Origin of the sequence: Streptomyces sp. CB03238, assembly GCF_002099185.1 — a bacterium.
In the GTDB taxonomy this organism is placed as follows: domain Bacteria; phylum Actinomycetota; class Actinomycetes; order Streptomycetales; family Streptomycetaceae; genus Streptomyces.
The window spans coordinates 184,234-209,913 of record NZ_NBCN01000008.1 but is presented as its reverse complement, the minus strand read 5'-3'; the positions used below and the strand labels follow the sequence as shown (position 1 = coordinate 209,913).

Annotated in this window: 25 protein-coding genes and 1 riboswitch; of the genes, 13 read left to right on the top strand and 12 right to left on the bottom strand. The window is 72.1% G+C overall.

Features of this window, described 5'->3' with window-relative positions; translation table 11 throughout:
• The first annotated feature begins 3 nt into the window (after nucleotides 1-3).
• Nucleotides 4-732 (top strand): Uma2 family endonuclease, encoded by a 729-nt coding sequence (locus tag BKD26_RS16940; RefSeq protein ID WP_084898754.1) that lies wholly within the window; start codon nucleotides 4-6, stop codon nucleotides 730-732.
• Between the two features lie 9 nt (nucleotides 733-741).
• On the opposite strand, the gene BKD26_RS16935 is transcribed toward BKD26_RS16940, so the two are convergent.
• Nucleotides 742-1,344 (bottom strand): response regulator transcription factor, encoded by a 603-nt coding sequence (locus BKD26_RS16935; protein ID WP_084898752.1) that lies wholly within the window; start codon nucleotides 1,342-1,344, stop codon nucleotides 742-744.
• Nucleotides 1,341-2,480, bottom strand: coding sequence for a sensor histidine kinase (locus BKD26_RS16930; RefSeq protein ID WP_241518694.1), 1,140 nt, complete (start codon nucleotides 2,478-2,480; stop codon nucleotides 1,341-1,343). Before BKD26_RS16930 ends, BKD26_RS16935 begins: the two co-directional genes overlap by 4 nt.
• Before the next feature lie 78 nt (nucleotides 2,481-2,558).
• Here BKD26_RS16930 and BKD26_RS16925 point away from each other — a divergent pair, with 78 nt between their 5' ends.
• Together BKD26_RS16925 and BKD26_RS16920 are read left to right on the top strand one after the other, a co-directional pair.
• A complete protein-coding gene (locus BKD26_RS16925; protein ID WP_084898748.1) occupies nucleotides 2,559-3,131 on the top strand; it encodes a heme-binding protein in 573 nt (190 codons plus the stop codon).
• A gap of 68 nt (nucleotides 3,132-3,199) precedes the next feature.
• Entirely contained in the window at nucleotides 3,200-4,534 is a 1,335-nt protein-coding gene (locus BKD26_RS16920) for a M1 family metallopeptidase (protein WP_241518704.1), read from the top strand.
• Here BKD26_RS16920 and BKD26_RS16915 read toward each other — a convergent pair.
• A complete protein-coding gene (locus tag BKD26_RS16915) occupies nucleotides 4,515-5,030 on the bottom strand; it encodes a GNAT family N-acetyltransferase (protein WP_084898744.1) in 516 nt (171 codons plus the stop codon). The genes BKD26_RS16920 and BKD26_RS16915 overlap by 20 nt on opposite strands.
• Nucleotides 5,031-5,086: 56 nt before the next feature.
• Nucleotides 5,087-5,662 (bottom strand): TerD family protein, encoded by a 576-nt coding sequence (locus BKD26_RS16910; protein ID WP_073757222.1) that lies wholly within the window; start codon nucleotides 5,660-5,662, stop codon nucleotides 5,087-5,089.
• A 107-nt stretch (nucleotides 5,663-5,769) separates the two neighbouring features.
• Here BKD26_RS16910 and arfB point away from each other — a divergent pair, with 107 nt between their 5' ends.
• Nucleotides 5,770-6,207, top strand: a complete 438-nt coding sequence (gene arfB / locus BKD26_RS16905; RefSeq protein WP_084898742.1) for an alternative ribosome rescue aminoacyl-tRNA hydrolase ArfB — start codon at nucleotides 5,770-5,772, stop codon at nucleotides 6,205-6,207.
• A 478-nt stretch (nucleotides 6,208-6,685) separates the two neighbouring features.
• Here arfB and BKD26_RS16900 read toward each other — a convergent pair whose 3' ends face one another.
• Nucleotides 6,686-7,240, bottom strand: a complete 555-nt coding sequence (locus tag BKD26_RS16900; RefSeq protein ID WP_241518693.1) for a flavin reductase family protein — start codon at nucleotides 7,238-7,240, stop codon at nucleotides 6,686-6,688.
• Between the two features lie 306 nt (nucleotides 7,241-7,546).
• Here BKD26_RS16900 and cdgB point away from each other — a divergent pair, with 306 nt between their 5' ends.
• A complete protein-coding gene (gene cdgB / locus BKD26_RS16895) occupies nucleotides 7,547-9,247 on the top strand; it encodes a diguanylate cyclase CdgB (RefSeq protein ID WP_084898738.1) in 1,701 nt (566 codons plus the stop codon).
• 65 nt (nucleotides 9,248-9,312) lie between these two features.
• Nucleotides 9,313-10,284: a carbohydrate-binding protein gene (locus tag BKD26_RS16890; RefSeq protein ID WP_084898736.1), complete on the top strand. Its 972-nt coding sequence runs from the start codon at nucleotides 9,313-9,315 to the stop codon at nucleotides 10,282-10,284.
• A 12-nt stretch (nucleotides 10,285-10,296) separates the two neighbouring features.
• Here the strand turns inward: BKD26_RS16890 and BKD26_RS16885 are convergent, their stop codons facing one another.
• The 5 genes from BKD26_RS16885 to BKD26_RS16865 all read right to left on the bottom strand — a co-directional run bounded on the left by BKD26_RS16885 (nucleotide 10,297) and on the right by BKD26_RS16865 (nucleotide 15,660).
• Entirely contained in the window at nucleotides 10,297-11,172 is an 876-nt protein-coding gene (locus BKD26_RS16885; RefSeq protein WP_084898734.1) for a class II fructose-bisphosphate aldolase, read from the bottom strand.
• A gap of 23 nt (nucleotides 11,173-11,195) precedes the next feature.
• The gene (locus tag BKD26_RS16880) at nucleotides 11,196-12,122 is read right to left on the bottom strand and encodes a 1-phosphofructokinase family hexose kinase (RefSeq protein WP_084898923.1); all 927 of its coding nucleotides are present in this window, start codon (nucleotides 12,120-12,122) and stop codon (nucleotides 11,196-11,198) included.
• Nucleotides 12,123-12,247: 125 nt separating this feature from the next.
• Nucleotides 12,248-13,744 carry an N-acetylglucosamine-6-phosphate deacetylase gene (gene nagA, locus BKD26_RS16875; RefSeq protein ID WP_241518692.1) on the bottom strand — a complete coding sequence of 499 codons (1,497 nt, stop codon included), beginning with the start codon at nucleotides 13,742-13,744 and terminating at the stop codon, nucleotides 12,248-12,250.
• Nucleotides 13,744-14,679, bottom strand: coding sequence for an ROK family protein (locus tag BKD26_RS16870; RefSeq protein WP_084898732.1), 936 nt, complete (start codon nucleotides 14,677-14,679; stop codon nucleotides 13,744-13,746). Before BKD26_RS16870 ends, nagA begins: the two co-directional genes overlap by 1 nt.
• A gap of 78 nt (nucleotides 14,680-14,757) precedes the next feature.
• Nucleotides 14,758-15,660, bottom strand: coding sequence for an SIS domain-containing protein (locus BKD26_RS16865; RefSeq protein WP_084898730.1), 903 nt, complete (start codon nucleotides 15,658-15,660; stop codon nucleotides 14,758-14,760).
• Between the two features lie 229 nt (nucleotides 15,661-15,889).
• Here BKD26_RS16865 and BKD26_RS16860 point away from each other — a divergent pair, with 229 nt between their 5' ends.
• The 3 genes from BKD26_RS16860 to otsB are packed head-to-tail and all read left to right on the top strand — an operon-like array spanning nucleotide 15,890 to nucleotide 18,260.
• Nucleotides 15,890-17,110 carry an extracellular solute-binding protein gene (locus BKD26_RS16860; protein ID WP_084898729.1) on the top strand — a complete coding sequence of 407 codons (1,221 nt, stop codon included), beginning with the start codon at nucleotides 15,890-15,892 and terminating at the stop codon, nucleotides 17,108-17,110.
• Nucleotides 17,111-17,123: 13 nt separating this feature from the next.
• Nucleotides 17,124-17,369 (top strand): DUF3263 domain-containing protein, encoded by a 246-nt coding sequence (locus tag BKD26_RS16855; protein ID WP_084898727.1) that lies wholly within the window; start codon nucleotides 17,124-17,126, stop codon nucleotides 17,367-17,369.
• Nucleotides 17,370-17,405: 36 nt separating this feature from the next.
• Entirely contained in the window at nucleotides 17,406-18,260 is an 855-nt protein-coding gene (gene otsB, locus BKD26_RS16850; RefSeq protein WP_084898725.1) for a trehalose-phosphatase, read from the top strand.
• A 516-nt stretch (nucleotides 18,261-18,776) separates the two neighbouring features.
• Here the strand turns inward: otsB and BKD26_RS16845 are convergent.
• On the bottom strand, nucleotides 18,777-20,222 hold the full coding sequence (locus BKD26_RS16845) for a trehalose-6-phosphate synthase (RefSeq protein WP_084898724.1): 1,446 nt from the start codon (nucleotides 20,220-20,222) through the stop codon (nucleotides 18,777-18,779).
• A 45-nt stretch (nucleotides 20,223-20,267) separates the two neighbouring features.
• Nucleotides 20,268-21,212: a glucosyl-3-phosphoglycerate synthase gene (locus BKD26_RS16840; protein WP_084898722.1), complete on the bottom strand. Its 945-nt coding sequence runs from the start codon at nucleotides 21,210-21,212 to the stop codon at nucleotides 20,268-20,270.
• Nucleotides 21,213-21,336: 124 nt separating this feature from the next.
• A riboswitch (SAM riboswitch) is annotated at nucleotides 21,337-21,480 on the top strand.
• 17 nt (nucleotides 21,481-21,497) lie between these two features.
• Here BKD26_RS16840 and thrC point away from each other — a divergent pair.
• From thrC to groL, 4 genes are all read left to right on the top strand, one after another.
• The gene (thrC, locus tag BKD26_RS16835) at nucleotides 21,498-22,781 is read left to right on the top strand and encodes a threonine synthase (RefSeq protein WP_084898720.1); all 1,284 of its coding nucleotides are present in this window, start codon (nucleotides 21,498-21,500) and stop codon (nucleotides 22,779-22,781) included.
• 29 nt (nucleotides 22,782-22,810) lie between these two features.
• A complete protein-coding gene (locus tag BKD26_RS16830) occupies nucleotides 22,811-23,086 on the top strand; it encodes a ubiquitin-like small modifier protein 1 (RefSeq protein ID WP_073757237.1) in 276 nt (91 codons plus the stop codon).
• Between the two features lie 442 nt (nucleotides 23,087-23,528).
• Nucleotides 23,529-23,735 carry a cold-shock protein gene (locus tag BKD26_RS16825; protein ID WP_008743607.1) on the top strand — a complete coding sequence of 69 codons (207 nt, stop codon included), beginning with the start codon at nucleotides 23,529-23,531 and terminating at the stop codon, nucleotides 23,733-23,735.
• Nucleotides 23,736-24,044: 309 nt separating this feature from the next.
• The gene (groL, locus tag BKD26_RS16820; RefSeq protein WP_084898719.1) at nucleotides 24,045-25,667 is read left to right on the top strand and encodes a chaperonin GroEL; all 1,623 of its coding nucleotides are present in this window, start codon (nucleotides 24,045-24,047) and stop codon (nucleotides 25,665-25,667) included.
• Nucleotides 25,668-25,680 lie beyond the last annotated feature (13 nt).

The window sequence follows — 25,680 nt, the reverse complement described above, 5'->3', positions numbered from 1 at the left end:
ACGGTGGCGCTGCCCGTTCCCGAGTACGAGTACGACTACGAGCAGTACGAGTACGACCACGAGAGGAACAGGCGAAGGGCCCGTCTGGTGGATGAGCCGGAGCCCGGTCCCGAGCTGTACCACGCCGAGGACGATGACTCCGACCACTGGGTCCCGCTGAGGGCACTCAGCGGGACGGTGCCGTGCCTGGACGTGGGAAAGGCCTTCGACGTGTTCAATGCGGTCGCCCCGGAGGGGTGGCGCGTGGAATTGATCGAAGGGGACATTCACGTGACGCCTCCGCCCAATGGCGAGAATGAGACGATCCTGTCCGAGATGAACCGTCAGGTGATCCCCAAGCTGCCTGACAATCGGCTCCTGACCTACACAGGGATTGGTCTCAACCTCCCCGGCGCCTCCCGGACCGGACACGTCGAGCCGGACTTTGTGATCGCGCTGAGGGGCAGCATCGCCCCAGAGGCGTACTACCACGATCCCTCCGGGGTGCTGCTCGTCTGCGAGGTCACCTCCCGCTCCACCGCCGCCAACGACCGTGCCAAGAAGATCCTCGGCTACGCCCGCGCCGGAATCCCCGTGTACCTGCTCATCGACCGGCAGGTGGAGGGCGGCGCGATCTTCGTGTACTCCAAGCCCGAGGGCGACTCGTACACGCGTCAGGAGAAGTACACGTCTTCGCAGACCGTCCCCCTGCCCGACCCCCTCGGCTTTGAGATCGACACCAGCGGGTTCTGATCCCGCACGTCACGGCAGCAGGCGCTGTTCCTTCGCCACCGCCACCGCGCCCGCCCGCGTGTCGACGCCCAGCTTGGTGTAGATGCGGCCCAGATGGGTCTTCACCGTCGCCTCGCTGATGAACAGCGCCCGGGCGATCTCTCGGTTGCCCAGGCCGCGCGCGAGCTGGCCCAGGATGTCGAGCTCGCGGGCCGTGAGCGCGGGGACGGCCGTACGGCGGACGGCGACCGGGGCGGACAAGGCGGTGCGACCCTCGGCGGCGGCGTGGATGGCGGCGAACAGTTCCTCCGGGCGCTCCGCCTTCAGCAGGTAGCCGGTGGCGCCCGCGCCGATCGCCCGGGTGACGTCGGCGTCCGTGTCGTACGTGGTGAGGACCAGCACCCGGACGTCCGGCGAGGCGATACGGCGCGTGGCCTCCACGCCGTCGATACCGGGGCCCAGCTGGAGGTCCATGAGGACGACGTCCGGCTTCAGCTTGGCGGCCATCGCGACGGCCTCCTCACCGCTGCCCGCCTCCCCGACGACCTCGATACCCGGCGCGCTGCCGAGGAGCGCGAGGAGCCCGGCGCGTACGACGGCGTGGTCGTCGCACAGCAGGATGCGTACCGTCACGGGGTCTCCAGGGGGATCGATACGGACAGGACCGTGCCCTCGCCGGGCGCGGACTCGACGGTCAGGGTGCCGCCGAGCTGCTCGGCACGCGCCCGGATCGCCGGCAGCCCGTGGCCGCGTACGCCGGAGGACGGCACGGCCGCCCCGGGCTCGAAGCCCCGCCCGTCGTCGGCGATGTCCAGGACGACCTGATCGTCCAGGTACGTGAGAGTCAGCGCGGCCGACGTGGCACGCGCGTGCTCGCCCACGTTCGCCAGGGCGCCCTGCGCGATCCGCAGCAGCGCCGACTGCACCCGCTCCGGCAGGGCGACCGGCGGGCCGTCGACCCGGAAGCCGACCGGGCACCCGGCCGACTCGCGGGCGGCCAGGGCGCGCAGCGCCTGCTCCACGCCGCCGCCCTCGGCGAGGCCGGCGGGCGCCAGGTCGTGCACGAACCGGCGGGCCTCGGCCAGGCTGTGCTCGGCGATCGACGCGGCGGTACGCACATGGCGGCGGGCCGCCGCCGGGTCGCTGTCCCACGTCCGGTCGGCGGCCTGGAGCAGCATCCGCTGGCTGGACAGGCCCTGGGTGAGACTGTCGTGGATCTCCATCGACAGCCGCTGCCGTTCCGCGAGAGTGCCCTCGCGGCGCTCGGTGGCGGCCAGCCGCTCCGCCTGCCGCTGGGCGTGCACGAACACGGCGGTGGCGATCGCCGCCACGGCGGGCGGGGCGACCAGCAGGTTCGGGTCCAGCTCCCCCTCCGCCAGCTGGAGCTGGGCGGCCACGACGAACACCGTCAGCAGGGCGACCAGCACGAGCGCGGCGCGCGCCGGCAGCGTACGCAGCCCGGTGTAGAGCAACGGGACCGCGCACCACGCGAAGCTCGGTGCCAGCACCACCAGCACCACCCACACCGCGACGACCGTGCACAGCCACACCAGCCGACGCCGGGCCGGGAGCACGTACAACACCGCGAGCGCCGCCGACAGCGCCACCACCCACGGGCCCAGGTCCAGCCACGGGTGCCGCAGCAGGAACCGCGCCAGCGAGGCACCCAGCAGCGCGAAGAACGCGGCGTGCATCACCCGGGCCAGCCAGCGGGCGTCGGGGTCGTGCTCCACGTCCACCACTCCTCGTACGGGATTTCCCGGTCCCATCCTCACCCGCCCCGGCCACCCCGGCATCAACCGATCGGCTGACCCACCACCCCCCACTCCGCCCCCACGATCGAAGACATGACGAAGCACACCAAGAACAAGATGTCGCTGCGCGCCCGCCTCCTGACCGGCACCGTCGCCGCCGCCGCGCTCGGCGCCGGCACCTTCGGCGCCATGTCCGCCAACGCCGCCGAGCCCGCCCAGGCGCCCGCCACCGTCGCCGCCGACACCGCCCACCCCCGCGACCTGACGCAGTCCACGCACCTGACGATCGACGCCGCCACCCGGGCCGCGCAGGCCACGCTGGACGCCGCCGAGGCCGAGAACCAGCGCGTCACGGTCGCCGTCGTCGACCGCAACGGCAACACCGTCGTCACCCTCCGCGGCGACGGCGCCGGCCCGCAGTCCTACGAGTCGGCCATCCGCAAGGCGTTCACCGCCGTGTCCTGGAACGCCCCGACCTCCGAGCTGGCCAAGCGCCTGGAGACCGCCCCGAACCTCAAGGACATCCCCGGCACCCTGTTCCTCGCAGGCGGCGCCCCCGTCACCACCAAGGGCGCGCCCATCGCCGGCATCGGCGTGGCCGGTGCGCCCAGCGGCGCCCTGGACGAGAAGTTCGCCCAGGCGGGTGTGGCCGCGCTCACCCGCTGAAGCGCCCATCCCGCCCATACGATCATGGAGTGGACCTACGCCGCTCCCGAGCCCTCGCCGCCGTCGCCCTGCTCCTCGCCACAGCCCTCACCGGCTGCACCGACGACGGCGGCGGCGAGCCGGGCGCGGCCGGACTGGGCGACCCGTACTTCCCCGAGCTCGGCAACGGCGGCTACGACGTACGCCACTACGCCCTGACCCTCGACTACGAGCCGCGCACCGGCCGCCTCACCGGCACCGCCGACATCACCGCCCGCGCCACCCAGACCCTCAGCGCCTTCAACCTCGACCTCACCGGCCTCACCGTCCACGGCGCCACCGTCGACGGCACGCCCGCCACCGTCCACCGCTCCGGCACGGAGGTCACGCTCCGCCCCGGCGCCGACCTGAAGAGCGGCGACACCTTCCGTACGGTCATCCGCTACTCCGGTACGCCGGTCACCATCACCGACGCGGAAGGGGCGCGCGAAGGGTGGCTGAGGACCGCCGACGGGGCGGTCGCGCTCGGCGAGCCGACCGGCTCCACGGCCTGGTTCCCCGGCAACCACCACCCCTCCGACAAGGCCACGTACGCCCTCACCGTCACCGTCCCCAACGGCCTCAAGGCCATCTCCAACGGCGAACTGACGACCCACCGGCCCAGCGGCGACCGCACCACCTTCACCTGGCGCTCCACCGAACCGATGGCGAGCTACCTCGCGACGCTCGCCATCGGCCGGTACGAGACGAAGACCTCCCGCACCCCGGACGGCCTCCCCGTCCACACCGCGGCCCGGGGAAACCCGCCCCTCCTCGCCAGGATCCCCGAGCTACTGGCGTGGGAAGCAGAGAGATTCGGCCCCTACCCCTTCGCGTCCACCGGCGCGATCGTCGACCCGCTGATCGACGTCCAGTACGCGCTGGAGACCCAGAGCAGACCGTTCTTCGACAAGAACACCTTCGACGTCTCCACACTCGTGCACGAACTGGCCCACCAGTGGTACGGCAACTCCGTCTCGCCCGAGTCCTGGCGGGACATGTGGCTGAACGAGAGCTTCGCGACCTACGCGGAGTGGCTGTACGCCGAGGACTTCGCGGACAAGCCCGCCCAGGAGAGCTTCGACGAGGCGTTCGCCGACGACGAGAACTGGGCGTTCCCGCCCGCCGACCCGCCCACGGCCGCCGACATCTCGGGACCGCCCGTGTACGGCCGGGGCGCGATGGTCCTGCACAAGATCCGCCAGACCGTCGGCGACGACACCTTCTTCGCCATCCTGCGCGGCTGGGCGGCGGAGCACCGGCACGCCAACGCCTCGACGGAGGACTTCGTCAGCTACGTGGAAGAGGAAGCGGGCGAGGACCTCACCACGTTGTGGGACACCTATCTGTACGGCGAAGGCCGCCCTACAGACCCTTCCGCATGACGACGCAGTCACGGCCGCGCCGCCGGTCCGGGCGGCGGCCGATCTCCTCGTAGCCGAGGGCGGACCAGAAGGCGATGGCCCTCTCGTTGTTCTCCAGCACGGCGAGTTTCACGCCCTGCCTGCCCAGCGCCCGGAAGCGCTTCTCCACGATCTCCGCCAGCTCGCGGCCGAAGCCCACCCGGTGGTCACGGGCGTGCACCATCAGCAGGCCGATCCAGGGGTCGGGGTCGTCGGGGTCCTCGGGGTGGTGGGAACGGGTCACCGACACACCGATGACGTGCCCCGCCGAACGGGCCAGCAGCACTTCGGTGTCCGGGTGGGACAGCTCCTCGGCGAGCGAGGCGGCGACCTGCTCGGACCGGATGTCGTCGGGGTCCGGGAAGTCCCCGCTGAGCTGCTGGAACTCCCGGTTGGACGCGTACAGCTCGGTGAGCTCGGTGAGGAGCGGGCCGGGCAGGGCGCCGTCCTCGCCGACCTCCAGCGGTTCGACGATCATGCGGAAACAGTAGGGCCCCGGCGTTCGACGCCGGGGCCGCCACGGTGCTACGCGTGTCAGATGTTCACGCCGAAGTCGCGGGCGATGCCCTCCAGGCCGGAGGCGTAGCCCTGGCCGACCGCGCGGAACTTCCACTCGGCGCCATTGCGGTACAGCTCGCCGAAGACCATGGCGGTCTCGGTCGCGGCGTCCTCGCTCAGGTCGTAGCGGGCGATCTCGGCGCCGCCGGCCTGGTTGACGATCCGGATGTAGGCGTTGCGGACCTGGCCGAAGTTCTGCGAGCGGTTGACCGCGTCGTAGATGGAGACCGGGAAGACGATCTTGTCGACGTTGGCCGGCAGGCCCGCCAGGTTCACATTGATCTGCTCGTCGTCGCCGCCGCCCTCGCCGGTGCGGTTGTCACCGGTGTGGACGATGGTCTGGTCCGGGGTGGACTTGTTGTTGAAGAACACGAAGTGCGCGTCCGAGGCGACCTTGCCTGCGGCGTCGACGCCGATCGCCGAGGCGTCGAGGTCGAAGTCGGTACCCGTGGTGGTACGGACGTCCCAGCCGAGGCCCACAGTGACGGCGGTCAGACCCGGCGCCTCCTTGGTCAGCGAGACGTTGCCGCCCTTGGACAGGCTTACAGCCATGGAAAGTCCCTTTCGTCGTCCGTACGTCGTACGGGATAACGTGCCACACCCCGACCTGGTTCCATGAACGGAAAACGGGGTGACGTGACCGTGTCCGGACAGGGACCATGGAGGACATGTCCGGTCCCTATGTCATCCGCGGTTCGGTCTCCCTGCCGGAGGCCGAGCTCATGTGGCGTTTCTCCAGATCGTCCGGGCCGGGCGGGCAGCACGTCAACACCAGCGACTCCCAGGTGGAGCTGCGCTTCGACCTGGCACGTACGGAGGCGCTGCCGCCGGTCTGGAAGGACCGCGCGCTGGAGCGGCTGGCGTCCAGACTCGTGGGCGGTGTGCTCACCGTACGAGCCTCCGAGCACCGCTCGCAGTGGCGCAACCGCGAGACGGCGGCGGTGCGCCTGGCGTCCCTGCTGGCCGAGGCGACGGCCCCGCCGCCGAAGCCGCGGCGCGCGACGAAGGTCCCGCGCGGCATCAATGAACGGCGCCTCCGGCAGAAGAAGCAGCGCGCCGAGACGAAGCGGGGCCGCTCGTCGCGCGACTGGTCCTGACGGACCCGCCGTCCGGCGCCGTGCCCCTTTCCACGTCCCGCACCCGCCCTCCGGCGCGGGTGGGGCCGTGCCCCCGTCCCCCACCGTCCCGCAGACGGCCACCGGCCGGGGTGGGGCCGTGCAGGGTCGCCCCCGCAGAGGTTGGCGGCTCCGTAACGGCTCCCAACCGTCGTAGCCCAAGGCCGCCGGCCTCGAGGAGGTGAGCCCGGAGGGGCCTCGCCCCCCACGCACCGGGCGGTGGCCGCCGCTCGGGCACCACGCCTGGGGGGCACCGGGAACAGGCACCGCCCCGTGGGGCACCGAGAAAGGGCGCCGCACCCGTGCCGTTGTGCCCACCCGTCCCGCCCTGCGGGACGACTGCCCACAACGGCGGGGGTGGGGGTGGGCGGGGCGGCTGCCCACAACGGCGGGGGTGGGGGTGGGCGGGACGACTGCCCACAACGGCCGGGGGCGGGGTCTGGCGCGCAGCGGGCCCTGTTCAGGAGAGGTGGCGGTAGTTGCCCTTGAAGTAGGTGAGGGGCGCGCCGTCGGTGCTCGGGAAGGCGACGGAGAGGACCCGGGCGATGACCAGGGTGTGGTCGCCCGCCACCACGCGCTGTTCCGTGCGGCACTCCAGGGTCGCCAGCGACCCGCCCACCAGCAGCGCGCCGCTCGCCTCGCCGCGCGTGGTGGTGATGTCCGCGAACAGCAGCCGGTCGCTGACGCGGCCCTTCATCGCGAACCGGCCCGCGATCTGCCGCTGGCCATCCGACAGGATCGAGACGCCCCACAGCGGTTGCTCGGCCAGCAGGTCGTCCATGCGGGAGCCGTTGCGGAGGCTCACCAGCACCAGGGGCGGGTCCAGGGACACGGACATGAAGGCCGTCGCCGTCATGCCGACGTCCTCGCCCCGGGGGCCCTCGTCCGGGTCGTGGGCCGTCACCAGCACCACACCGGCGGTCAGCCGGGACATCGCGGCCCGGAACTCGTCGTTGCTCACCCCCTCAGGATGAGGGACGGCAGGGGCGGGAGGGTGGGTGGTCGTCGGCAGCACACCGGGAACGCTAACGCCGCCCCCGCCGCGCCCGCATCGGGCGAAGGGACCAGCCCGGGGTCCTAGGACCACACCGGGCCGTGGCCCCATACTGTGCGTTCGCGAGAAGTTCAGCGGCCGGTCACCCGCAGTTCGGCCGCCTTCCGCACCCAACATCATCCTTTGTGACTTGAGTCACAGAGCGCAGGTTTTGTTGACCCTGTGTACCTGGGGCACAGCTCGCTGTGATTCAGTGGCGGTGACAGTGCAACACGAGCGCCGATGAGAACCCTGGAGTTGCTGTCGAGGTCTCGGGGAGAGCGAGCAATGGAGACCGAGTCGGAGCCGTACGTCCGTCTTGCGACCCTGCGGCAGCTGCATCAGGTCGTCGCCAACCTCAACACGGCCCGCAGTCTGGCCGACACGCTGCAGACCGTCGCCGACGGCGTCACCGCCGGACTCGGCTACGAGCTGGCCTGTGTGAACCTCGTCCGTCCCGACGGTGACCTGGTCGTCGCCGCCTTCGCCGGCAGCCCCGCCGCCGAAGCCCTCATCACCGGCCGGGTCGGCTCCCGCGCCTCCTGGGAGCGCCGCCTGAGCATGGGCGAGGCCTGGGGCGAGCTGCGCTTCATCCCGCACACCGAGGGCTGGGTCCTGATAGAGGACGACGTGCCCCAGTGGCACACCGACGGCCCCGAGCCCCGCTTCGAGGACGAGTGGCACCCCCGCGACCGCCTCTACGCCCCCATGTACTCCCCCGGCGCTCGCTCCGCTCACCCGGGGGGACCCCCAGGCAGCGGCCGCGAGCTCCTCGGCGTCATCTCCGTCGACCGGCCCCGCAACGGCCGCCGCCCCGGCCCCTGGGGCCAGGAGGCGCTCCAGATGTACGCCTCCCAGGCGGCCATCGCGATCAGTAACGCCCGCCTCCGCGCCAATATGCAGCGCGCCCTGGTCCGCCTGGAGCGGGAGCAGCAGGCGCTGCGCGCCAGTGAAGAGTCGTTCCGCCAGGCCTTCGAGTACGCGCCCTCCGGCATGGCCATCGCCGAGATGGGCGGCGACCAGCACGGCCGGCTGCTGCGCGCCAACGACGCCCTGTGCCGGCTGCTGGGCCGCCCCGCCTCCGTGATGCGCCGGTACTCCTTCGCCGACCTCGTCCACCCCGAGGACATCGGCACCCTGCTGCGCACCTCCGCCGAGGGCGGCCGCGCCGAGCTGCGCCTGGCCCGCCGGGACGGCACGTACGTGTGGGTGTCGCTGCGCAACTCGGTGGTCGCCGACACCGCCGACGGGCCCCGCTTCCTCCTCACCCACGTCGAGGACATCGAGGAGCGCAAGCGCCACGAGCTCCAGCTCGCCCACCGCGCCTCGCACGACGCGCTGACCGGCCTGCCCAACAGCGCCGAGCTGCGCGCCCGCCTCAGCGCCCGGCTCTGCTCCCGCCCCCACGCGGTCCGCTCGACGGCGGCCGGGACGCACGAGGTCGACAGCTACGACAGCGGTGACTACGAGTACGGCGAGCACGCCTACCGGGGCGACGGGTTCGACTTCGGCGCCAGTGCGGACGGCGGCGCGTACGACCACCATGTGCACGCCGTCGCGCCCCCCGGTGACAGAGAGGTCGACGACGGGACGAAGGGCCTCGCCGTCCTCTTCTGCGACCTGGACGGCTTCAAGTCGATCAACGACCGGTTCGGGCACCACACCGGTGACGCCGTGCTCATCGAGGTGGCGCGCCGCCTGACCGTCGGGGTGCGGGACGGGGACACCGTCGCCCGGCTCGGCGGTGACGAGTTCGTCGTCCTCGCCGACGGGCTCGGCGCGGCCGACGCCGCCGACCTGGCCGTACGCCTCCGCAACGCGATCATTCCGCCGATCCGGGTGGACGGGCGCGCGGTGCGCGTGGGGGCCAGTTTCGGGATCGGCTGGGCGGAGTGCGGAATGTCCGTCGAAGAGGTGCTGAACTCCGCTGACCAGCGCATGTACATCGAGAAGCGCTCCCGCTCGAAGGTGCACCGCCGGGCGGGCTGAGCCGTTCGGGGTAGGCTCGCCCGGGTCGGTGACCGCTGGCGAGCAGGGATGAGGAGTGACCAGGGATGGCTGCCGGTAATAACGGCAACGGCGCGGGCACGCCCGAGGACGACGATCCGTTCGGCTACCTGTACGCGGACGGACAGGCGGCGGGCGCGCAGGCGCCGCGCCAGGGCGGCGGCTACGGCTACCCGGGTCCGGCCGCTCAGCCGGGGGTGCCCAGAACGTCGTACAACCAGGTCAGGGCGGTCGGCGAGCGGCAGTACGGCGGCGCCCAGGTGCCGCAGCAGCAGTACCAGCAGCAGTACGCCCAGCCGAGCCCCCAGTACGCGGCCCCCGAGACCTACCCGGGTGGCGGCGGCGACCGGACCCGCCCGGTTCCCCAGGCCCAGCCTCCGCAGCGCGGCGGCGGTGGCCGGAGTGGCGGCCCCAACACCAAGGGCCTGCTGATCGGCGCGATCGCGGTCGTCGCGGTCGTGGTGACCGGAATCACGGTCGCCGTTCTGACGAACGGCTCGGACAAGGGCGAGCCCACCGCCGGCCAGTCCGCGCCCGCGACCTCCGTACAGGAATCCCCGACGGCGAAGCCCTCGCAGCCCGCCGAGGAGCCGGTCGAGCTGCCCAAGCAGGACGCGGCGACGCTCCAGCTGGGCGGCCCGGCGACGCTGGGCAAGGACGTCAAGGGCGCGAAGGGCGCCGACGGCGCGTACGTGATGTTCAACGGCACCGGCGGCTCCGCGAGCTGGACGGTGGAGGTGCCGAAGGACGGCGACTACACGCTGTTCCTGACGTACGGCGTGCCCGGCAAGGATGCCGAGACCTCGCTGTCGATCAACGGCGAGCAGCCGCGCAAGATCAACATGTCCAACTTCGCCCGCGCGGCGGAGGGCGACTGGGAGAAGGGCTGGACCAAGACCTACTCCTGGGTCACGCTCAAGAAGGGCGTGAACACGATGAAGATGTCGTGCGAAGAGGGCAACCAGTGCGAGGCCTACCTCGACCAGGTCTGGCTCAAGGAAGGCCACGTCAGCGGCTAGCCCCCGAGCCGGCTAGTCCCCGGCCGGCCGGCCCCCTGGCTGGGCCACGACCTTGAGGAAGTGGGCGACCGTCGCGGTCATCGCCTCGCGCGCCGGGGCGAGGTACTTGCGCGGGTCCACGGTGTCCGGGTCGGCGTCCAGGAACGCCCGCACCGCGCCGGTGAAGGCCGTGTTCAGGGCCGTACCGATGTTGATCTTGGTCATGCCGGCCGCGATCGCCGCGCGGAGCTCGTCGTCCGGGACGCCCGAGGAGCCGTGCAGGACCAGCGGGACGGGCACGGCGTCGCGCAGGGCGGCGATCAGGGCGTGGTCCAGGGCCGCGGTGCGCCGAGTCATCGCGTGGGTGGAGCCGACCGCGACGGCCAGCGCGTCGACGCCGGTGTCCGCCACGTACGCGGCGGCCTCCGCCGGGTCGGTCCGGACGCCCGGGGTGTGGGCGTCCAGCGGCGGCTCGCCGTCCTTGCCGCCGACCTTGCCCAGCTCGGCCTCGACCCACATGCCCCGCTCGTGGCCCCACCGCGCGGCCTCGGCGGTCGCCTTGACGTTGTCGCCGTAACCGAGTTTCGACGCGTCGAACATCACGGAGCCGAAGCCCTCGGTGTGCGCGGCGCGCAGCAGGTCCGGGGTGACCACATGGTCCAGGTGCAGGCCCAGCGGCGCGGCGGACGCGCGGGCGACGGCGGCAGCGGCGGCCGCGACGGCGGACAGGTCGCCGCCGTGGAACCTCACGGCGTTCTCGGAGATCTGGAGGATCGCGGGTTCCCCCACCCGTTCGGCCCCCGCCGCGATCGCCTCGGCGTGCTCCAGGGTGATGACGTTGAACGCGGCGACGGCGCCGTGCGCGGACCTGGCCCGGGCGATCAGTTCGCCGGTGGGGACGAGGGGCATGTGCGGTACCTCCGTTGAGTCCGTCAAGCGGCCGTGGCGTGCTCCGTCACCGTGACCCGGGGAAGCAGTTCCCGGTACGTCGTCATGTCGAACTCGCCCGCCGCCGGCGCCAGGACCGTCGCCGCCGACAGGGCCACCGCCCGCGCCAGCCGCTCCGGCCACGCCGCGCCCTCGACCAGGCCGGCCAGCAGGCCCGCCACCGCCGAGTCGCCCGCGCCGGTCGGGTTGCCCTTCACGGGCGCCGGCGGGGCCGCCCGCCAGGTGCTGTCCGGGGTGACCGCCAGCAGCCCGTCCGAGCCGAGCGAGGCGACCACGGCGTGGGCGCCCCGGCGGCGGGCGTCGCGCGTGGCGCGCAGCGGCTCCCGGGCGCCGGTGAGCCGGGCCAGCTCGTCGGCGTTGGGCTTGACCAGGTCGGGGCGGGCGGCGATGCCCCTCCGCAGCGGCTCGCCGCTGGTGTCCAGCAGGACCGGGACGGACGCGGCGCGGGCGCGGCGCACCAGTTCCGCGTACGCGCCGACGTGGATGCCGGGCGGCAGGCTGCCGCACAGGGCGACGGCGTCGGCGTCCCGTACCAGCTCCTGGTACACGTGGAGGAAGGCCGACCAGTCGGCGGGGTCGAGTGTCGGGCCCGGCTCGTTGAGCTGGGTGGTGTCGCCGGTCGAGGCGTCCACGACGGCGACCGTGCGGCGCGTGGTGCCGGCGACCGGGACGAGCGCGTCGCGTACCGGCAGCGGCGCGAGCAGGGCGCGCAGTACGTCGCCGGTGGGGCCGCCCGCGAAGCCGGTGACCACCGTGTCGTGGCCGAGTGCGGCGAGGACGCGGGCGACGTTGACGCCCTTGCCGCCGGGGCGTTCGGCGACGTCGGTGACGCGGTGCGAGGCGTGGGGGGTGAGGGCATCGACCTGGTAGGTGATGTCGAGCGCGGTGTTGAGCGTGACCGTCAGGATCACCCGTAACACCCCCGAGTCGTACATGCCGGCGTCTTCGCTTGCGCTTTCGGGCCCTGATCATGCCAAACCGGAGGCGGTTGGCCCAGACCCCTGGCCCAACCGCCTTGCGGTAATTCGATCAGAAATCAGCCCAGTTGGGGCTCAACCACCCATTCGCCCTTACGCATGACGCCCACCAGGGTGAATTCCCCGTCCAAGACCACCAGATCGGCGTCCTTGCCCGGCTCCAGGGAGCCGACCTTGTCGTACACGCCGAGCAGCTTCGCCGGGTTGGCGGACACCGCCCGCACGATCGACTCGACGGGCAGCCTGTCGATGGTCGCGGCCCGCCGGAACGCGGTGTCGAGGGTGAGCGTGGAGCCCGCGATCGAGCCGCCCTCCACCAGCCGGGCGACGCCGTCGCGGACCTCCACCTCCAGCGGGCCGAGGTGGTACACGCCGTCGCCGAAGCCCGCCGCGTCCATGGCGTCCGTGATGAACGCGACGCGCCCGGCGCCCGCGTGATGGAACGCCAGTTCCAGGGCGGCCGGGTGCAGGTGCGTACCGTCGTTGATCAGCTCGACCGTGACCCGCTCGTCCTCCAGCAGCGCGGCGATCGGGCCGGGCGCGCGGTGGCCGAGGGCCGGCATCGCGTTGTAGAGGTGCGTGGCGACGGTGGCGCCCGCGTCGATCGCCTCGATCGTCTGCTCGTACGTGGCGTCCGTGTGCCCGATCGCGGCGATGACGCCGTGCTCGGCCAGCAGGCGTACGGAGTCGATGCCGCCGGGCAGCTCGGTGGCGAGGGTGACCATCTTGGCGTGGCCGCGCGCCGCGTCGATCAGCTTGCGCACCTCGGCCGGGTCGGGGTCGCGCAGCAGCGCCTCGCTGTGGGCGCCCTTGCGGCACGGCGAGATGAACGGCCCCTCGAAGTGGATGCCCGCGATGTCGCCCTGCTCGGCCAGCTCCGACAGCTCGCCCGCGCGGTGTGCGAGGAAGTCCATCTCACCGGTGACGGTGGAGGCGACGACGGTCGTGGTGCCGTGCAGCCGGTGCGTGTGGACGCCCCGGAGGACCTCCTCCACGGTCCCGGACGTGAAAGACGCGCCGCCGCCGCCGTGGTTGTGCATGTCCACGAACCCGGGCACGACCCAGTACCCGGTCAGGTCGACGACACCTTCGTGGGCGCCGCCGTGTTCGGCTCGCCCAGCCGGGCCCGCCGCGCCGCCGGGCAGGCCCGCTCTGTCGGGTGCGCCTGTGGCATGGGGGCCGCCCGTGGCGGTCGAGGCGCCGCCTTCGGCGGCCGCCTGGGCGGGGCCGGTGCCGGATGTGGCCGGCCGGCCGGGTGCGCCTGCCGCGTGGGCACCGGCCGCGGCTCGGCCGCCGCCCTCGGCATGCGCCGGGGCGCGGCCGGTGGCGCCCGGGCCGGTGGCGCCCGGGCCGGTGGCGCCCGGGGCGGCGTGCCGCGTGGGGGCGCCGGGCGTGGCGGTGGGCCGGGCCGGGCCGGCCGGTGCGGCGGGCCCCGCAGGGGTCACCTCGGCGATACGGCCGTTCTCGACGATCACCCGCCCGTTGTCCACGATCCCGGTCGGCAGCACCACGCGGGCGCCGGCGAGAACCTTGCGATCGGCCATCAGATCGGCCATCAGGCGGATACCTCCGAACTGGCGAGTAGGTCCCAGGCGAGCAGGCCCGCGCCCAGGCATCCGGCGGTGTCCCCGAGGGCCGCCGGCACGATGGCGGGCAGCTTCTGGAACGTCACGCGCTCCTCGACGGCCGCCCGAAGGGGTGTGAACAACGTTTCCCCGGCCTCGGCGAGACCGCCACCGATGATGAGCGTGCGGGGGTCCAGCAGGGTGAGCGCGGTGACCAGCCCGTCGGCGAGCGCGTCGACCGCGTCCCCCCACACCCGTACGGCCCGCTCGTCGCCCGACTCGACGGCCTTGGCGCAGTCCGCCGCGTCCGCCTCCGGATCACCGCTCGCCACCGCCCAGGCCCTCGACACGGCCGAGGCCGAGGCGAGCGTCTCCAGGCAGCCGCGCTGCCCGCAGCCGCACGCGGGGCCGCCGGGGCGCACCACGATGTGGCCGATCTCGCCCGCGTACCCGTGCGCGCCCGCCTCGATGGCGCCGCCGATGCCGATCGCGCCCGCGATGCCGGTGCCCAGCGGCACGAACAGGAACCGGTCGGCGCCCTTGCCCGCGCCCACGCGCCCCTCGGCGAGCCCGCCGGTGCGGACGTCGTGCCCGAGGGCGACCGGCAGGCCGCCGAGCCGCTCCGCGAGCAGGGCACGCAGCGGTACGTCACGCCAGCCGAGGTTCGCCGCGTACACCGCGACGCCCCGGTCCGGGTCGACGATGCCGGGCACGGCGACACCGGCGGCGACGGCACCGGTGCCGTACCGCTCGCGGCCGTGGGCGAGCAGCTCGGCGGCGAAGCCGAGGATCGACTCCACGACCGCGTCGGGGCCGCGCTCCCGGCCGGTCGCCCGGCGCGCCTCGTACAGCAGGGCCCCGTCGGCTCCGACCAGGGCGGCCTTCATCCCGGTGCCGCCCACATCGAGGGCGATGACGTGTCTCACAAGAGACAGTGTCGCTCGTGAACCCGTGAAAGGTCTAGTCCACTTCCGTGGATTGTTGCCGCTGCATACAAAACGGTTTCACGACGACAGGATCACGCTCCGCGTCAGGTTGCGCGGCCGATCAGGGTCGTACCCCTTCCCCTCCGCCAGCGCCACCGCCAGCCGCTGTGCCCGGACCAGGTCCGCCATCGGGTCCGCCGACGCGTGCGCGTGCAGCGTCCCGCCCACCCGAGCCACATCGCCCGCCAGCCCCTCCGGCAGCGCCCCGAACACCCACGCCACCCGCCCCGGACCGGTGATCGAGATCGGGCCGTGCCGGTACTCCATCGCGGGGTACGCCTCCGTCCACGCGCCCGCCGCCTCCCGCATCTTCAGCCCCGCCTCCAGCGCCAGCCCGTACGTCCAGCCCCGGCCCAGGAACGTCCACTGCTCCGCCCCCAGCACCGCCTCCGGCAGCGGCTCCGTCACCGCCAGCTCCGCGTCCACCGCCGCCTCCGCGACCGGCTTCACCCCCGGTACGTCACCCAGGGCGGCCCGCAGGAACGCCAGCGCCGTCGTCGCGAACCGGGTCTGCACCACCGACTCCTCGTCCGCCCAGTCCAGCACCGCCACCGCGTCCGCCGCGTCCATCACCGGCGTCTTCGGGTCGGCCGTCAGCGCCAGCGTCGGCACCCCGCGCCCCCGCAGGACGCCCAGCAGGTCCAGCACCTCCGTCGTCGTACCCGACCGGGTGATCGCCACGACCCGGTCGTACCCGCGCGAGAACGGGAACTCCGACGACGCGTACGCGTCCGTCTCGCCCTGCCCCGCCGCCTCCCGCAGCGCCGCGTACGCGATCGCCATGAACCACGACGTCCCGCACCCCGTCACCGCGACCCGCTCACCCGGCCGCGGCAACCCCTCCCCGAACGACGCGGCCGCCTCGGCGGCACGGCGCCAGCAGGTGGGCTGGGTGGCGATCTCAGCTGCGGTACGAGACATGCGCGGTGTGCTCCTACTCGGCCGGGCGGGACGTGGATGCCGTACGAGCCTGCCGGGTCGCGCGGCGCGCGGCCGCCCACGACGCGGCAAGCGTTGCCGAAGCGATACCCAGTGGTGTAGACCTCATCCCTTCTGTGGGAAAATCACCACCCGGGCAAGAACCAACAGGTGGGGAAGAGTTGTGCAGCGCCGCTACGTAGGACTGACCGCGGCGATAGCCGCACTGAGCATGGCGGCGACGCTGGCCGGCTGCGGAGCCGGCACCGGGGACGAGGACGTGACCCTCAAGCTCGTCGCCGCCGACTACGGCAGCAACGACGCCAACACCACCCAGAAGTACTGGGACACACTGGCCCGCTCCTTCGAGAAGTCCCACCCCGGCATCACCGTCGACGTCGACGTCAAGTCCTGGAAGGACGTCGACCGCGAAGTCGCCGAGATGGTCAAGAACGGCCAGGCACCCGACCTCGCCCAGATCGGCGCGTACGCGGACTACGCCGCCGACGACCGGCTCTACAAGGTCGACGACCTGCTCCCCATCCCCACCCAGGCCAACTTCCTGCCCGTCCTCACCCAGGCCGGCAAGGTCGACCGCGTCCAGTACGGCATGCCGTTCGCGGCCAGCACCCGGCTGCTCTTCTACAACAAGGGCCTGTTCGAGAAGGCCGGCGCCAAGCCGCCGAAGAACTGGGACGACATCCGCGACGCCGCCCGCAAACTCAAGGACGACGGCGTGACGTACCCCTTCGCGCTGCCGCTCGGCGCCGAGGAGTCCCAGGCCGAGACCATGATGTGGATGCTGGCGGGCGGCGGCGGGTACCGCGACCCCGGCAACCTCTCCTACGAGATCAACTCCAGCGAGAACGTCGCCACCTTCACCTGGCTCAGGAACAACCTCGTCGCACCCGGGCTCACCGGCCCCGTCGCCCCCGCCGAACTCGACCGGCAGGAGGCCTTCGACGCCTTCGTACGCGGTGACGTCGGCATGCTCAACGGCCACCCCACCCTGATGGAAGCCGCCGAGAAGGCCGGCGTGGACGTCGGCAAGGTCCCGCTGCCGAGCACCAACGGCGAAGCCAGGCCGGCGATGGGCGTGGCCGACTGGATGATGGCGTTCAAGCAGAACGGCCACCGCAAGGAGATCGGCGCGTTCCTGGACTACGTGTACCAGGACAAGAACGTGCTCGCCTTCTCCGACCAGTACGACATCCTCCCCGTCACCACCACCGCCAGCACCGCGATGCGGTCCGACCCCAAGCACAAGGACCTGTGGCCGTTCCTGCAGGAACTGCCCACCTCCGAGCTGTACCCGGTGGGCAACACCTCGTGGGCGAAGGTGAGCGAGAGCGTCAAGAAGAACATCGGCAAGGCCGTCGCGCCGGACGCCGACCCGGACACCGTGCTGTCGGCGATCGCGCGGGACGCCGACGACGCGGAAGCCGCCGAGTAACTATGTTGCTCATATGACCGCCTCCCCACGACCGCCGGAGCTGACCGACCGGGACCGCGCCGTCCTCGCCATGGAACGGCGCTCCTGGCCCGGCCCCGGCGCCAAGGAACGCGCCATACGCGAGCAGCTGGGCCTGTCGCCCACCCGCTACTACCAGCTGCTCAACGCCCTCCTCGACGACCCCAGGGCCCTCGCCCACGACCCCGTCACCGTCAACCGGCTGCGGCGGCTGCGCGCGTCGCGGGAGGCGCGGCGGTAGGTGTGCCGTCGCGGGGCCCTGGATAGGTTTCCGTGCATGGGCACCCCACCGGATTCCTCGCCTTCCCTGCCGCGTCCCGTCACCCCCGCCGGCCGCGAGGGCCTCGCCGCCTTCCTGGCCCACCCCGAGCGGGCGGTCGTCGGCCTCGACTTCGACGGCACCCTCGCCGACATCGTCGACGACCCCGAGCAGGCCCGCGCCCACCCCGGCGCCGTCGCCGCCATCGCCGCGCTCGCCCCGCGCGTCGCGTCCGTCGCGGTCATCACCGGCCGCCCGGCGGGCGTCGCGGTGCGGTACGGCGGCTTCGCCGGAGTGCCCGGCCTGGAACACCTGGTCGTCCTCGGCCACTACGGCGCCGAACGATGGGACGCCGTCACCGGCACCGTCCAGGCCGCCCCCGAGCACCCCGGCGTGGCGGCCGTCCGCGCCGAACTGCCCGGGTTCCTGGACCGGGTGGGCGCGTGGCGCGGCACGTGGATCGAGGAGAAGGGCCGCGCGGTGGCCGTCCACACCCGGCGCGCGGACGACCCGCAGGCCGCCTTCGACGCCCTGCACGCCCCGCTCGCCGACCTCGCGGCCCGGCACGGCCTGGTCCTCGAACCGGGCCGCATGGTCCTGGAACTGCGCCCCCCGGGCGTGGACAAGGGCGTGGCGCTGACGGAGTACGTACGGGAGGTCGGCGCCGAGGTGGTGGTGTACGCGGGTGACGACCTGGGCGACCTGCCGGCCTTCGCCGCCGTCGAGAAGCTCCGCTCCGACGGGGTGCCCGGCCTGCTGGTCTGCAGCGGCAGCGACGAGGTCGCCGAGGTCGCCCAGCGCGCCGACCTCCAGGTCCCCGGCCCCCGGGGCGTGGTCGCCCTCCTCTCCACCCTCACCACCGCGACCGCCTGACGGCGCGGGGGGTGTGGCCCCCTCCGCCCCCCGTTGTGGGTGACCGTCCCGCCGGTCGGTGCCTCGCCCCCCCGTTGCGGGCGGTCGCCATGCCGGACGGCACCTCCCCCGTTGTGGGCGGTCGTTCCGCTGGGCGGTCACCCCACCCCGTTGTGGGCAGTCGCCCCGGCGGGCGGTGCCTCCCCCCGTTGTGGGCAGTCGTCCCGCAGGGCGGGACGGGTGGGCACAACGGGACCGGGGCGGTGCCCTTGTGGCGGTTCCACCCGGGGCGGTGACCGTTCCCGGTTCGCCCCGGGGCGCGGTGCCTCCGCCGCACGCGCGGTGGCCTGCCGGGGGGTGGGGGGCGTGGCCCCTCCGGGCTCGCCTCCTCGAGGCCGGCGGCCTTGGGTACGGGAAACGGGAGCCCACCCGTCGCCGCCAACCTCTGCGGGGGCGACCCTGCACGGCCCCACCCCGGCCGGTGGGCGTCTGCGGGCCGGTGGGGAGGGGCACGGCCCCACCCCGGCCGGCGAACCGTCAGGGCGTCCGGAGGGCGGTCAGCTGGTCCAGGAACCAGCGGGACGGGGGCAGGGACGTCGACGCGGCGGCGAGGCGCTTGGCGCGGTCCGCGCGCTCGGCCGGCGGCATCGACAGCGCCTCGTGCAGCGCCTCCGCCGTGCCCACCACGTCGTACGGGTTCACCGTGATCGCGTCCTCGCGCAGCTCCTCGTACGCGCCCGCCTCCCGCGACAGCACCAGCGCGCAGCCCGCGTCCGAGACGACCGGGACCTCCTTGGCGACGAGGTTCATGCCGTCCCGGATCGGGTTGACCAGCGCCACGTCCGCCAGGCGGTACGCGGCGAGGGAGCGGGCGAAGTCGTCCTCCACGTGGAGGATCACCGGCGTCCAGCCGTCCCGCCCGTACTCCGCGTTGATCTCGTCCGCGAGCTCGGAGACCTGCGCCGTGTACTCCCGGTACACCGGCAGGTCCTGGCGGGAGGGGTACGCGAAGGCGAGGTGGACGACACGTTCACGCCACTCGGGGCGGTCGGCCAGCAGCGTCCGGTAGGCCAGGAGGCCACGGACGATGTTCTTCGACAGCTCGGTGCGGTCGACGCGGACGATCGTCTTGCGGTCGGGACCGATCTGCTCCCGCAGCAGCGCCATACGGTCGTCCACGTCCGCGCGGCGCGAGCGCTCCCGGAGGAAGTCCGCGTCCGCGCCCAGCCCGTGCACGCCCAGGTAGGTGTGGCGGGGCCGGCCGTGCGTCCAGTGCTGAACGCTCGGGGGCTGGTCCTTGGGCCAGTGCGTCGTCACGTCCATGTCCCGGAGGGAGGACGCGCAGCACGCCTGGAAGGCCTTCAGCCACCGCCACGTCAGGAACCCCAGCCGGTCCGCGCCGAGCATGCCCAGCAGCAGCTCCTCGGCGACGTCGTCCGGGAGCATCGCGAAGTACTCCGGCGGCGCCCACGGCGTGTGCGAGAAGTGCCCGATCCGCAGGTCGGGGCGCAGCTCGCGGAGCATTCCGGGGACCAGGGCCAGGTGGTAGTCCTGGACGACGACCACGGCGCCGTCGTCGGCCTGCTCGGCCAGGGCCTCGGCGAACGCCCGGTTGTACAGGCGGTACGCCACCCACTGGCGGCGGAACTCCGCGTCGAAGACCGGCTCCAGCGGCGTCTGGTACAGCATGTGGTGCACGAACCACAGCACCGAGTTCGCGATGCCGTTGTACGCCTCGGCGTGCACCCGCGCGTCGATGTCGAGCATCAGTACGCCCGGCTCGTCCGCCACGCCCTGCCGTACGGCCTGCCGGTCGCCGTCGCTCAGGGCGGCGCACACCCACAGCGCGCCCGCGTCCGGTCCGATCGCGGAGAGCCCGGACACCAGCCCGCCCCCGCCGCGCCGGGCGTCGAGCGTGCCGTCCTCACGTGGCACGTAGCTGACCGGACCGCGGTTCGAGGCGACGAGAATCTGGGCTGCCATGGAGACGAACCTAGCCCGTTGCGGAAACGCTCAAACGTACGGCGCTCACGCCACCCGGCGGCGCCGTGCGTACTCGGCCACCTCCACCATCGGCGGCCGCTCCTCGGTGTCGACCGGGTGGGTACGCGGGACGAACCCCTCCTCCGCCCGGTCGAACTGTGTCAGCCGGGGCCGCACCAGGTGCCCCCGCGACAGCCGCAGCTGCGCCGTCCGGTAGATCGCCGCCGCCATCCGGCCCAGCGCCCGCTCGTCCTGGTGCCGGTGCTTGCGCACGCCCACGTCCACCTGCGCGAGGGCGTCCAGCCCCACGGTGTGCAGGGCGTCGACGAGGAGGCCCAGCTCGACTCCGTACCCGACGGGGAAGGGCAGCCGTTCGAGCAGGGAGCGGCGGGCCGCGTACTCGCCGCCCAGCGGCTGGACGAACCCGGCCAGCTGCGGCCAGTGCAGGTTCAGCAGCGGCCGCGCCACCAGCTCGGTCACCCGCCCGCCCTGGCCGGGGGAGCCGGCCAGGGGCCGGTCGTACATGGCCTTGACGAGATGGACGGACGGGTCGGTGAGGAGGGGGCCGACGGTTCCGGTCACGAAATCGGCCGAGAAGTCACGCAGGTCGGCGTCGACGAAGCAGATGATGTCGCCGCTCGTCACCAGGAGCGAGCGCCACAGCACCTCGCCCTTGCCCGGCACGGCGGGTATCCGGGGCAGGATCGCGTCCCGGTGCACCACGCGCGCCCCGGCCGCCGCCGCGACCTCGGCCGTACGGTCCGTGGAGCCGGAGTCCACCACGACCAGCTCGTCGACCAGCGCGGCGGCGTCCGACATCAGCTCGCGGCGGATCACGGTGACGATCTCGCCGACCGTCGCCTCCTCGTTCAGCGCCGGCAGCACGACACTGACGGTCGTACCGCGCTTGGCCGGGAGCAACTGGTCGAGCGGTCGCTCCGTCACGGACCAGGACCGCCGGTCCAGCCAGCGCTCCACCTCTTCCAGCACGTGATCTCCATCTCGCGTATCGGACGACCATCTCAAGCGTCCGGGGGTTCGGTTACAGTCTTGAGCAACGCGGATGTCCGATGCATGTCGGGGGTCCACGTCCACGAGTCGAACAATCGAATACAGCTCATCCAGAGGGGCAGAGGGATACGGCCCGTTGAAGCCCCGGCAACCCTCCAGCCGGCACTCGCAGATCTTGCGCGAGGCCCCGGCTAGGGAAGGTGCCAAATCCGTCTCATGGCGAAGCGCGCCATGAGGAAGATGAGGAGAAAGGGCCTCGCCTCCATGGCTGTACAGACTGTCGCCACCGCCAAGAACGTCGACCTCGGGCCTGCTTCCGCCCTCTCCTGTCGTGAATGCGGCGAGCGTTTCGAGCTCGGTCCCATTTTCGCCTGTGAGCTGTGTTTCGGGCCGCTCGAGATCGCCTACGACCTGCCGAGCGGTGACCCCGAGGCCCTGCGCAAGCAGATCGAGGCCGGGCCCGCCAGCATCTGGCGGTACGCGCCGCTGCTCCCCGTTCCGGCGGACGTGGCCGACAAGCCGAACCTGAACCCCGGCTGGACCAAGCTCGTCCAGGCCGACAACCTGGCACGTGAGCTGGGCGTCGAGCCCGGCAAGCTGTTCGTCAAGGACGACTCCGGCAACCCGACGCACTCCTTCAAGGACCGCGTCGTCGCCCAGGCCATCGAGGCCGCCCGCGCCTTCGGCTTCACCACCCTGTCCTGCTCTTCCACGGGCAACCTGGCGGGTGCCGTCGCCGCCGCCGCCGCCCGCGCCGGCTTCCGCTCCTGCGTGTTCATCCCGCACGACCTGGAGCAGGGCAAGGTCGTCATGGCCGCGATCTACGGCGGTGACCTCGTCGGCATCGAGGGCAACTACGACGACGTCAACCGCTTCTGCTCGGAGCTCATCGGCGACCCGCTGGGCGAGGGCTGGGGCTTCACCAACGTCAACCTGCGCCCGTACTACGCGGAGGGCTCCAAGACCCTCGCGTACGAGATCTGCGAGCAGCTCGGCTGGCGCCTGCCGGACCAGCTGGTCATCCCGATCGCGTCCGGCTCGCAGCTGACGAAGATCGACAAGGGCCTGCAGGAGCTCATCAAGCTGGGCCTGGTCGAGGACAAGCCGTACAAGATCTTCGGCGCCCAGGCGGAGGGCTGCTCCCCGGTGTCGACGGCCTTCAAGGGCGGTCACGACGTCGTACGGCCCCAGAAGCCGAACACCATCGCCAAGTCGCTCGCCATCGGCAACCCGGCCGACGGCCCGTACGTCCTGGACATCGCCCGCCGCACGGGCGGCGCGGTGGAGGACGTCAATGACGAGCAGGTCGTCGACGCGATCAAGCTGCTGGCGCGTACGGAGGGCATCTTCGCCGAGACAGCGGGCGGGGTGACCGTGGGCGTGACGAAGAAGCTGATCGAGGCCGGTGCCCTGGACCCGTCCCTGACGACGGTCGTGCTCAACACGGGCGACGGCCTGAAGACCCTCGACGCCGTCGCGCCGACCACCGGCCCGACCGCGACGATCCGCCCGAGCCTGGACGCGTTCCGCGACGCCGGCCTGGCCTGACCGACCCGCACCGAAAGGCATTACGAACCATGAGCGTCAACGTGCGCATCCCCACCATCCTCCGCACGTACACGGGCGGCCAGGCCGAGGTCACGGCGGAGGGCGCGACCCTCTCCGAGGTCATCGAGTCGCTGGAGAAGAACCACCCGGGCATCGCGGCCCGCGTCCTCGACGACCAGGGCAAGCTGCGCCGGTTCGTGAACGTGTACGTCAACGACGACGACGTGCGCTTCGAGCAGGGCCTGGGGACCGCCACGCCGGACGGTGCGGGCGTCTCGATCATTCCGGCCGTCGCCGGCGGCTGATCACCTCCGACTTCCGGAGACAATTGCCCCCTTCGCTTCACAAGCGGAGGGGGCAATTCTGCATGGTTGAGCGCGGTAGAGTTGGGGAAGTCCCCGCCCTTGCCTGTGCCACCCGCATATGAGAACGCGGCCGGTCACGACAAGATGAAGTCAAAGTAGCCCCGCTTATTGCGCCATTTGTGCGCTTTGCCGGGCCCGACTTGCCCAGGATTCTGGCGAATTCAGCCGCATTTTCCGTTCACGCGTGCTCGGAATTCTCGTCCGATTGACCTGTTGCAGACGGCAGTTGGGCAGATACATTCAGCGGCGGTCGACGCGTTCCGGCGCACGCTCCTGGGGTCTCCCCATGCCGCCAGGCATAGGGGAACTGTCAGGGGGCGAGGTCTGACCCGGGTCCGCGAAGTGCGGTCCTGCGCAAGGGCCAGTAATAGGGGAGTTAGGCATGGCTCAGGGCACCGTCAAGTGGTTCAACGCGGAGAAGGGGTACGGCTTCATCGCGGTCGACGGTGGTGCGGATGTTTTCGTCCACTACAGCGCGATCCAGATGGACGGCTACCGCACCCTTGAAGAAGGTCAGCGAGTCGAGTTCGAGATCTCGCAGGGCCAGAAGGGTCCGCAGGCGGACATGGTCAAGCTCGCCGCCGGCTGAGAGCCGCGTCGCGATCGACCGACCATCGACTGTCGACATCGCTAGTGCCGAGGGGCTCGCGTTCCAGGGGACGCGGGCCCCTCGCGCGCGTCCGGACCCCTGTCTCGTATGCGAGAGGCGCTTGCACTCGCAGGGGTCGAGTGCTAATCATTGGCGTTAGCACTCTGAAGGTGAGAGTGACAACGAAGGACCGAGTCGGTGAGGTCTGCAGGCCGGTGGGGCAAGGAACCACTTCAGGCAGGCAGGCCGTCCGTCGCGGGCGCCAGCGCGGTCCGGAGCATCCACCCCAGTCCGGGAGGACCACTTCACATGGCCAAGATCATCGCGTTCGACGAGGAGGCACGGCGCGGCCTCGAGCGCGGCATGAACCAGCTCGCCGACGCCGTCAAGGTGACCCTGGGCCCCAAGGGTCGCAACGTCGTCCTCGAGAAGAAGTGGGGCGCCCCCACGATCACCAACGATGGTGTATCCATCGCCAAGGAGATCGAGCTCGAGGACCCGTACGAGAAGATCGGCGCCGAGCTGGTCAAGGAAGTCGCCAAGAAGACGGACGACGTCGCCGGTGACGGTACGACTACCGCGACCGTCCTCGCCCAGGCGCTCGTCCGCGAGGGCCTGCGCAACGTCGCCGCCGGCGCCAACCCGATGGCGCTGAAGCGCGGCATCGAGACCGCCGTCGAGGCCGTCTCCGGCGCCCTGCTCGAGCAGGCGAAGGACGTCGAGACCAAGGAGCAGATCGCCTCCACGGCCTCCATCTCCGCCGCCGACACCCAGATCGGCGAGCTCATCGCCGAGGCCATGGACAAGGTCGGCAAGGAAGGCGTCATCACCGTCGAGGAGTCCCAGACCTTCGGTCTGGAGCTGGAGCTCACCGAGGGCATGCGCTTCGACAAGGGCTACATCTCGGCGTACTTCGCCACCGACATGGAGCGTATGGAGGCGTCGCTCGACGACCCGTACATCCTCATCGTCAACTCCAAGATCTCCGCGGTGAAGGACCTGCTCCCGCTGCTGGAGAAGGTCATGCAGTCCGGCAAGCCGCTGCTGATCATCGCCGAGGACGTCGAGGGCGAGGCCCTGTCGACCCTGGTCGTCAACAAGATCCGCGGCACCTTCAAGTCCGTCGCCGTCAAGGCCCCGGGCTTCGGCGACCGCCGCAAGGCCATGCTGAACGACATCGCCATCCTCACCGGTGGCCAGGTCATCTCCGAGGAGGTCGGCCTCAAGCTCGAGAACGCCGGCCTGGACCTGCTGGGCCGCGCCCGCAAGGTCGTCATCACCAAGGACGAGACCACCATCGTCGACGGTGCCGGTGACAGCGACCAGGTCCAGGGTCGCGTCAACCAGATCCGCGCCGAGATCGAGAACTCCGACTCGGACTACGACCGCGAGAAGCTCCAGGAGCGCCTGGCGAAGCTGGCCGGCGGCGTGGCCGTCATCAAGGCCGGTGCCGCCACCGAGGTCGAGCTCAAGGAGCGCAAGCACCGCATCGAGGACGCGGTGCGCAACGCCAAGGCCGCCGTCGAGGAGGGCATCGTCGCCGGTGGTGGCGTGGCCCTGCTCCAGGCCTCCTCGGTCTTCGAGAAGCTCGAGCTCGAGGGCGACGAGGCGACCGGCGCCAACATCGTGCGCCTGGCCCTCGAGGCCCCGCTGAAGCAGATCGCCGTCAACGGTGGTCTCGAGGGCGGCGTCATCGTCGAGAAGGTGCGCAACCTGCCCGTCGGCCACGGCCTGAACGCCGCGACCGGCGAGTACGTCGACATGATCGCCGAGGGCATCATCGACCCCGCCAAGGTGACCCGTTCCGCCCTGCAGAACGCGTCCTCCATCGCGGCGCTGTTCCTCACCACCGAGGCCGTCATCGCCGACAAGCCGGAGAAGGCCGCGGCCGGTGCTCCGGGCGGCATGCCGGGCGGTGACATGGACTTCTGATCCTTGCGGATCG

What these genes read in the sequence shown, in the direction of transcription:
- BKD26_RS16930 (WP_241518694.1), bottom strand. Translation starts at nt 2,480, where the DNA reads ATGGGACCGGGAAATCCCGTACGAGGAGTGGTGGACGTGGAGCACGAC.
- otsB (WP_084898725.1), top strand. Translation starts at nt 17,406, where the DNA reads ATGGGCACCCCACCGGATTCCTCGCCTTCCCTGCCGCGTCCCGTCACC.
- BKD26_RS16845 (WP_084898724.1), bottom strand. Translation starts at nt 20,222, where the DNA reads ATGGCAGCCCAGATTCTCGTCGCCTCGAACCGCGGTCCGGTCAGCTAC.
- BKD26_RS16925 (WP_084898748.1), top strand. Translation starts at nt 2,559, where the DNA reads ATGACGAAGCACACCAAGAACAAGATGTCGCTGCGCGCCCGCCTCCTG.
- groL (WP_084898719.1), top strand. Translation starts at nt 24,045, where the DNA reads ATGGCCAAGATCATCGCGTTCGACGAGGAGGCACGGCGCGGCCTCGAG.
- BKD26_RS16885 (WP_084898734.1), bottom strand. Translation starts at nt 11,172, where the DNA reads ATGCCCCTCGTCCCCACCGGCGAACTGATCGCCCGGGCCAGGTCCGCG.
- cdgB (WP_084898738.1), top strand. Translation starts at nt 7,547, where the DNA reads ATGGAGACCGAGTCGGAGCCGTACGTCCGTCTTGCGACCCTGCGGCAG.
- BKD26_RS16855 (WP_084898727.1), top strand. Translation starts at nt 17,124, where the DNA reads ATGACCGCCTCCCCACGACCGCCGGAGCTGACCGACCGGGACCGCGCC.
- BKD26_RS16860 (WP_084898729.1), top strand. Translation starts at nt 15,890, where the DNA reads ATGGCGGCGACGCTGGCCGGCTGCGGAGCCGGCACCGGGGACGAGGAC.
- BKD26_RS16915 (WP_084898744.1), bottom strand. Translation starts at nt 5,030, where the DNA reads ATGATCGTCGAACCGCTGGAGGTCGGCGAGGACGGCGCCCTGCCCGGC.
- BKD26_RS16890 (WP_084898736.1), top strand. Translation starts at nt 9,313, where the DNA reads ATGGCTGCCGGTAATAACGGCAACGGCGCGGGCACGCCCGAGGACGAC.
- BKD26_RS16865 (WP_084898730.1), bottom strand. Translation starts at nt 15,660, where the DNA reads ATGTCTCGTACCGCAGCTGAGATCGCCACCCAGCCCACCTGCTGGCGC.
- BKD26_RS16825 (WP_008743607.1), top strand. Translation starts at nt 23,529, where the DNA reads ATGGCTCAGGGCACCGTCAAGTGGTTCAACGCGGAGAAGGGGTACGGC.
- BKD26_RS16910 (WP_073757222.1), bottom strand. Translation starts at nt 5,662, where the DNA reads ATGGCTGTAAGCCTGTCCAAGGGCGGCAACGTCTCGCTGACCAAGGAG.
- arfB (WP_084898742.1), top strand. Translation starts at nt 5,770, where the DNA reads ATGGAGGACATGTCCGGTCCCTATGTCATCCGCGGTTCGGTCTCCCTG.
- thrC (WP_084898720.1), top strand. Translation starts at nt 21,498, where the DNA reads ATGGCTGTACAGACTGTCGCCACCGCCAAGAACGTCGACCTCGGGCCT.
- BKD26_RS16830 (WP_073757237.1), top strand. Translation starts at nt 22,811, where the DNA reads ATGAGCGTCAACGTGCGCATCCCCACCATCCTCCGCACGTACACGGGC.
- nagA (WP_241518692.1), bottom strand. Translation starts at nt 13,744, where the DNA reads ATGGCCGATCTGATGGCCGATCGCAAGGTTCTCGCCGGCGCCCGCGTG.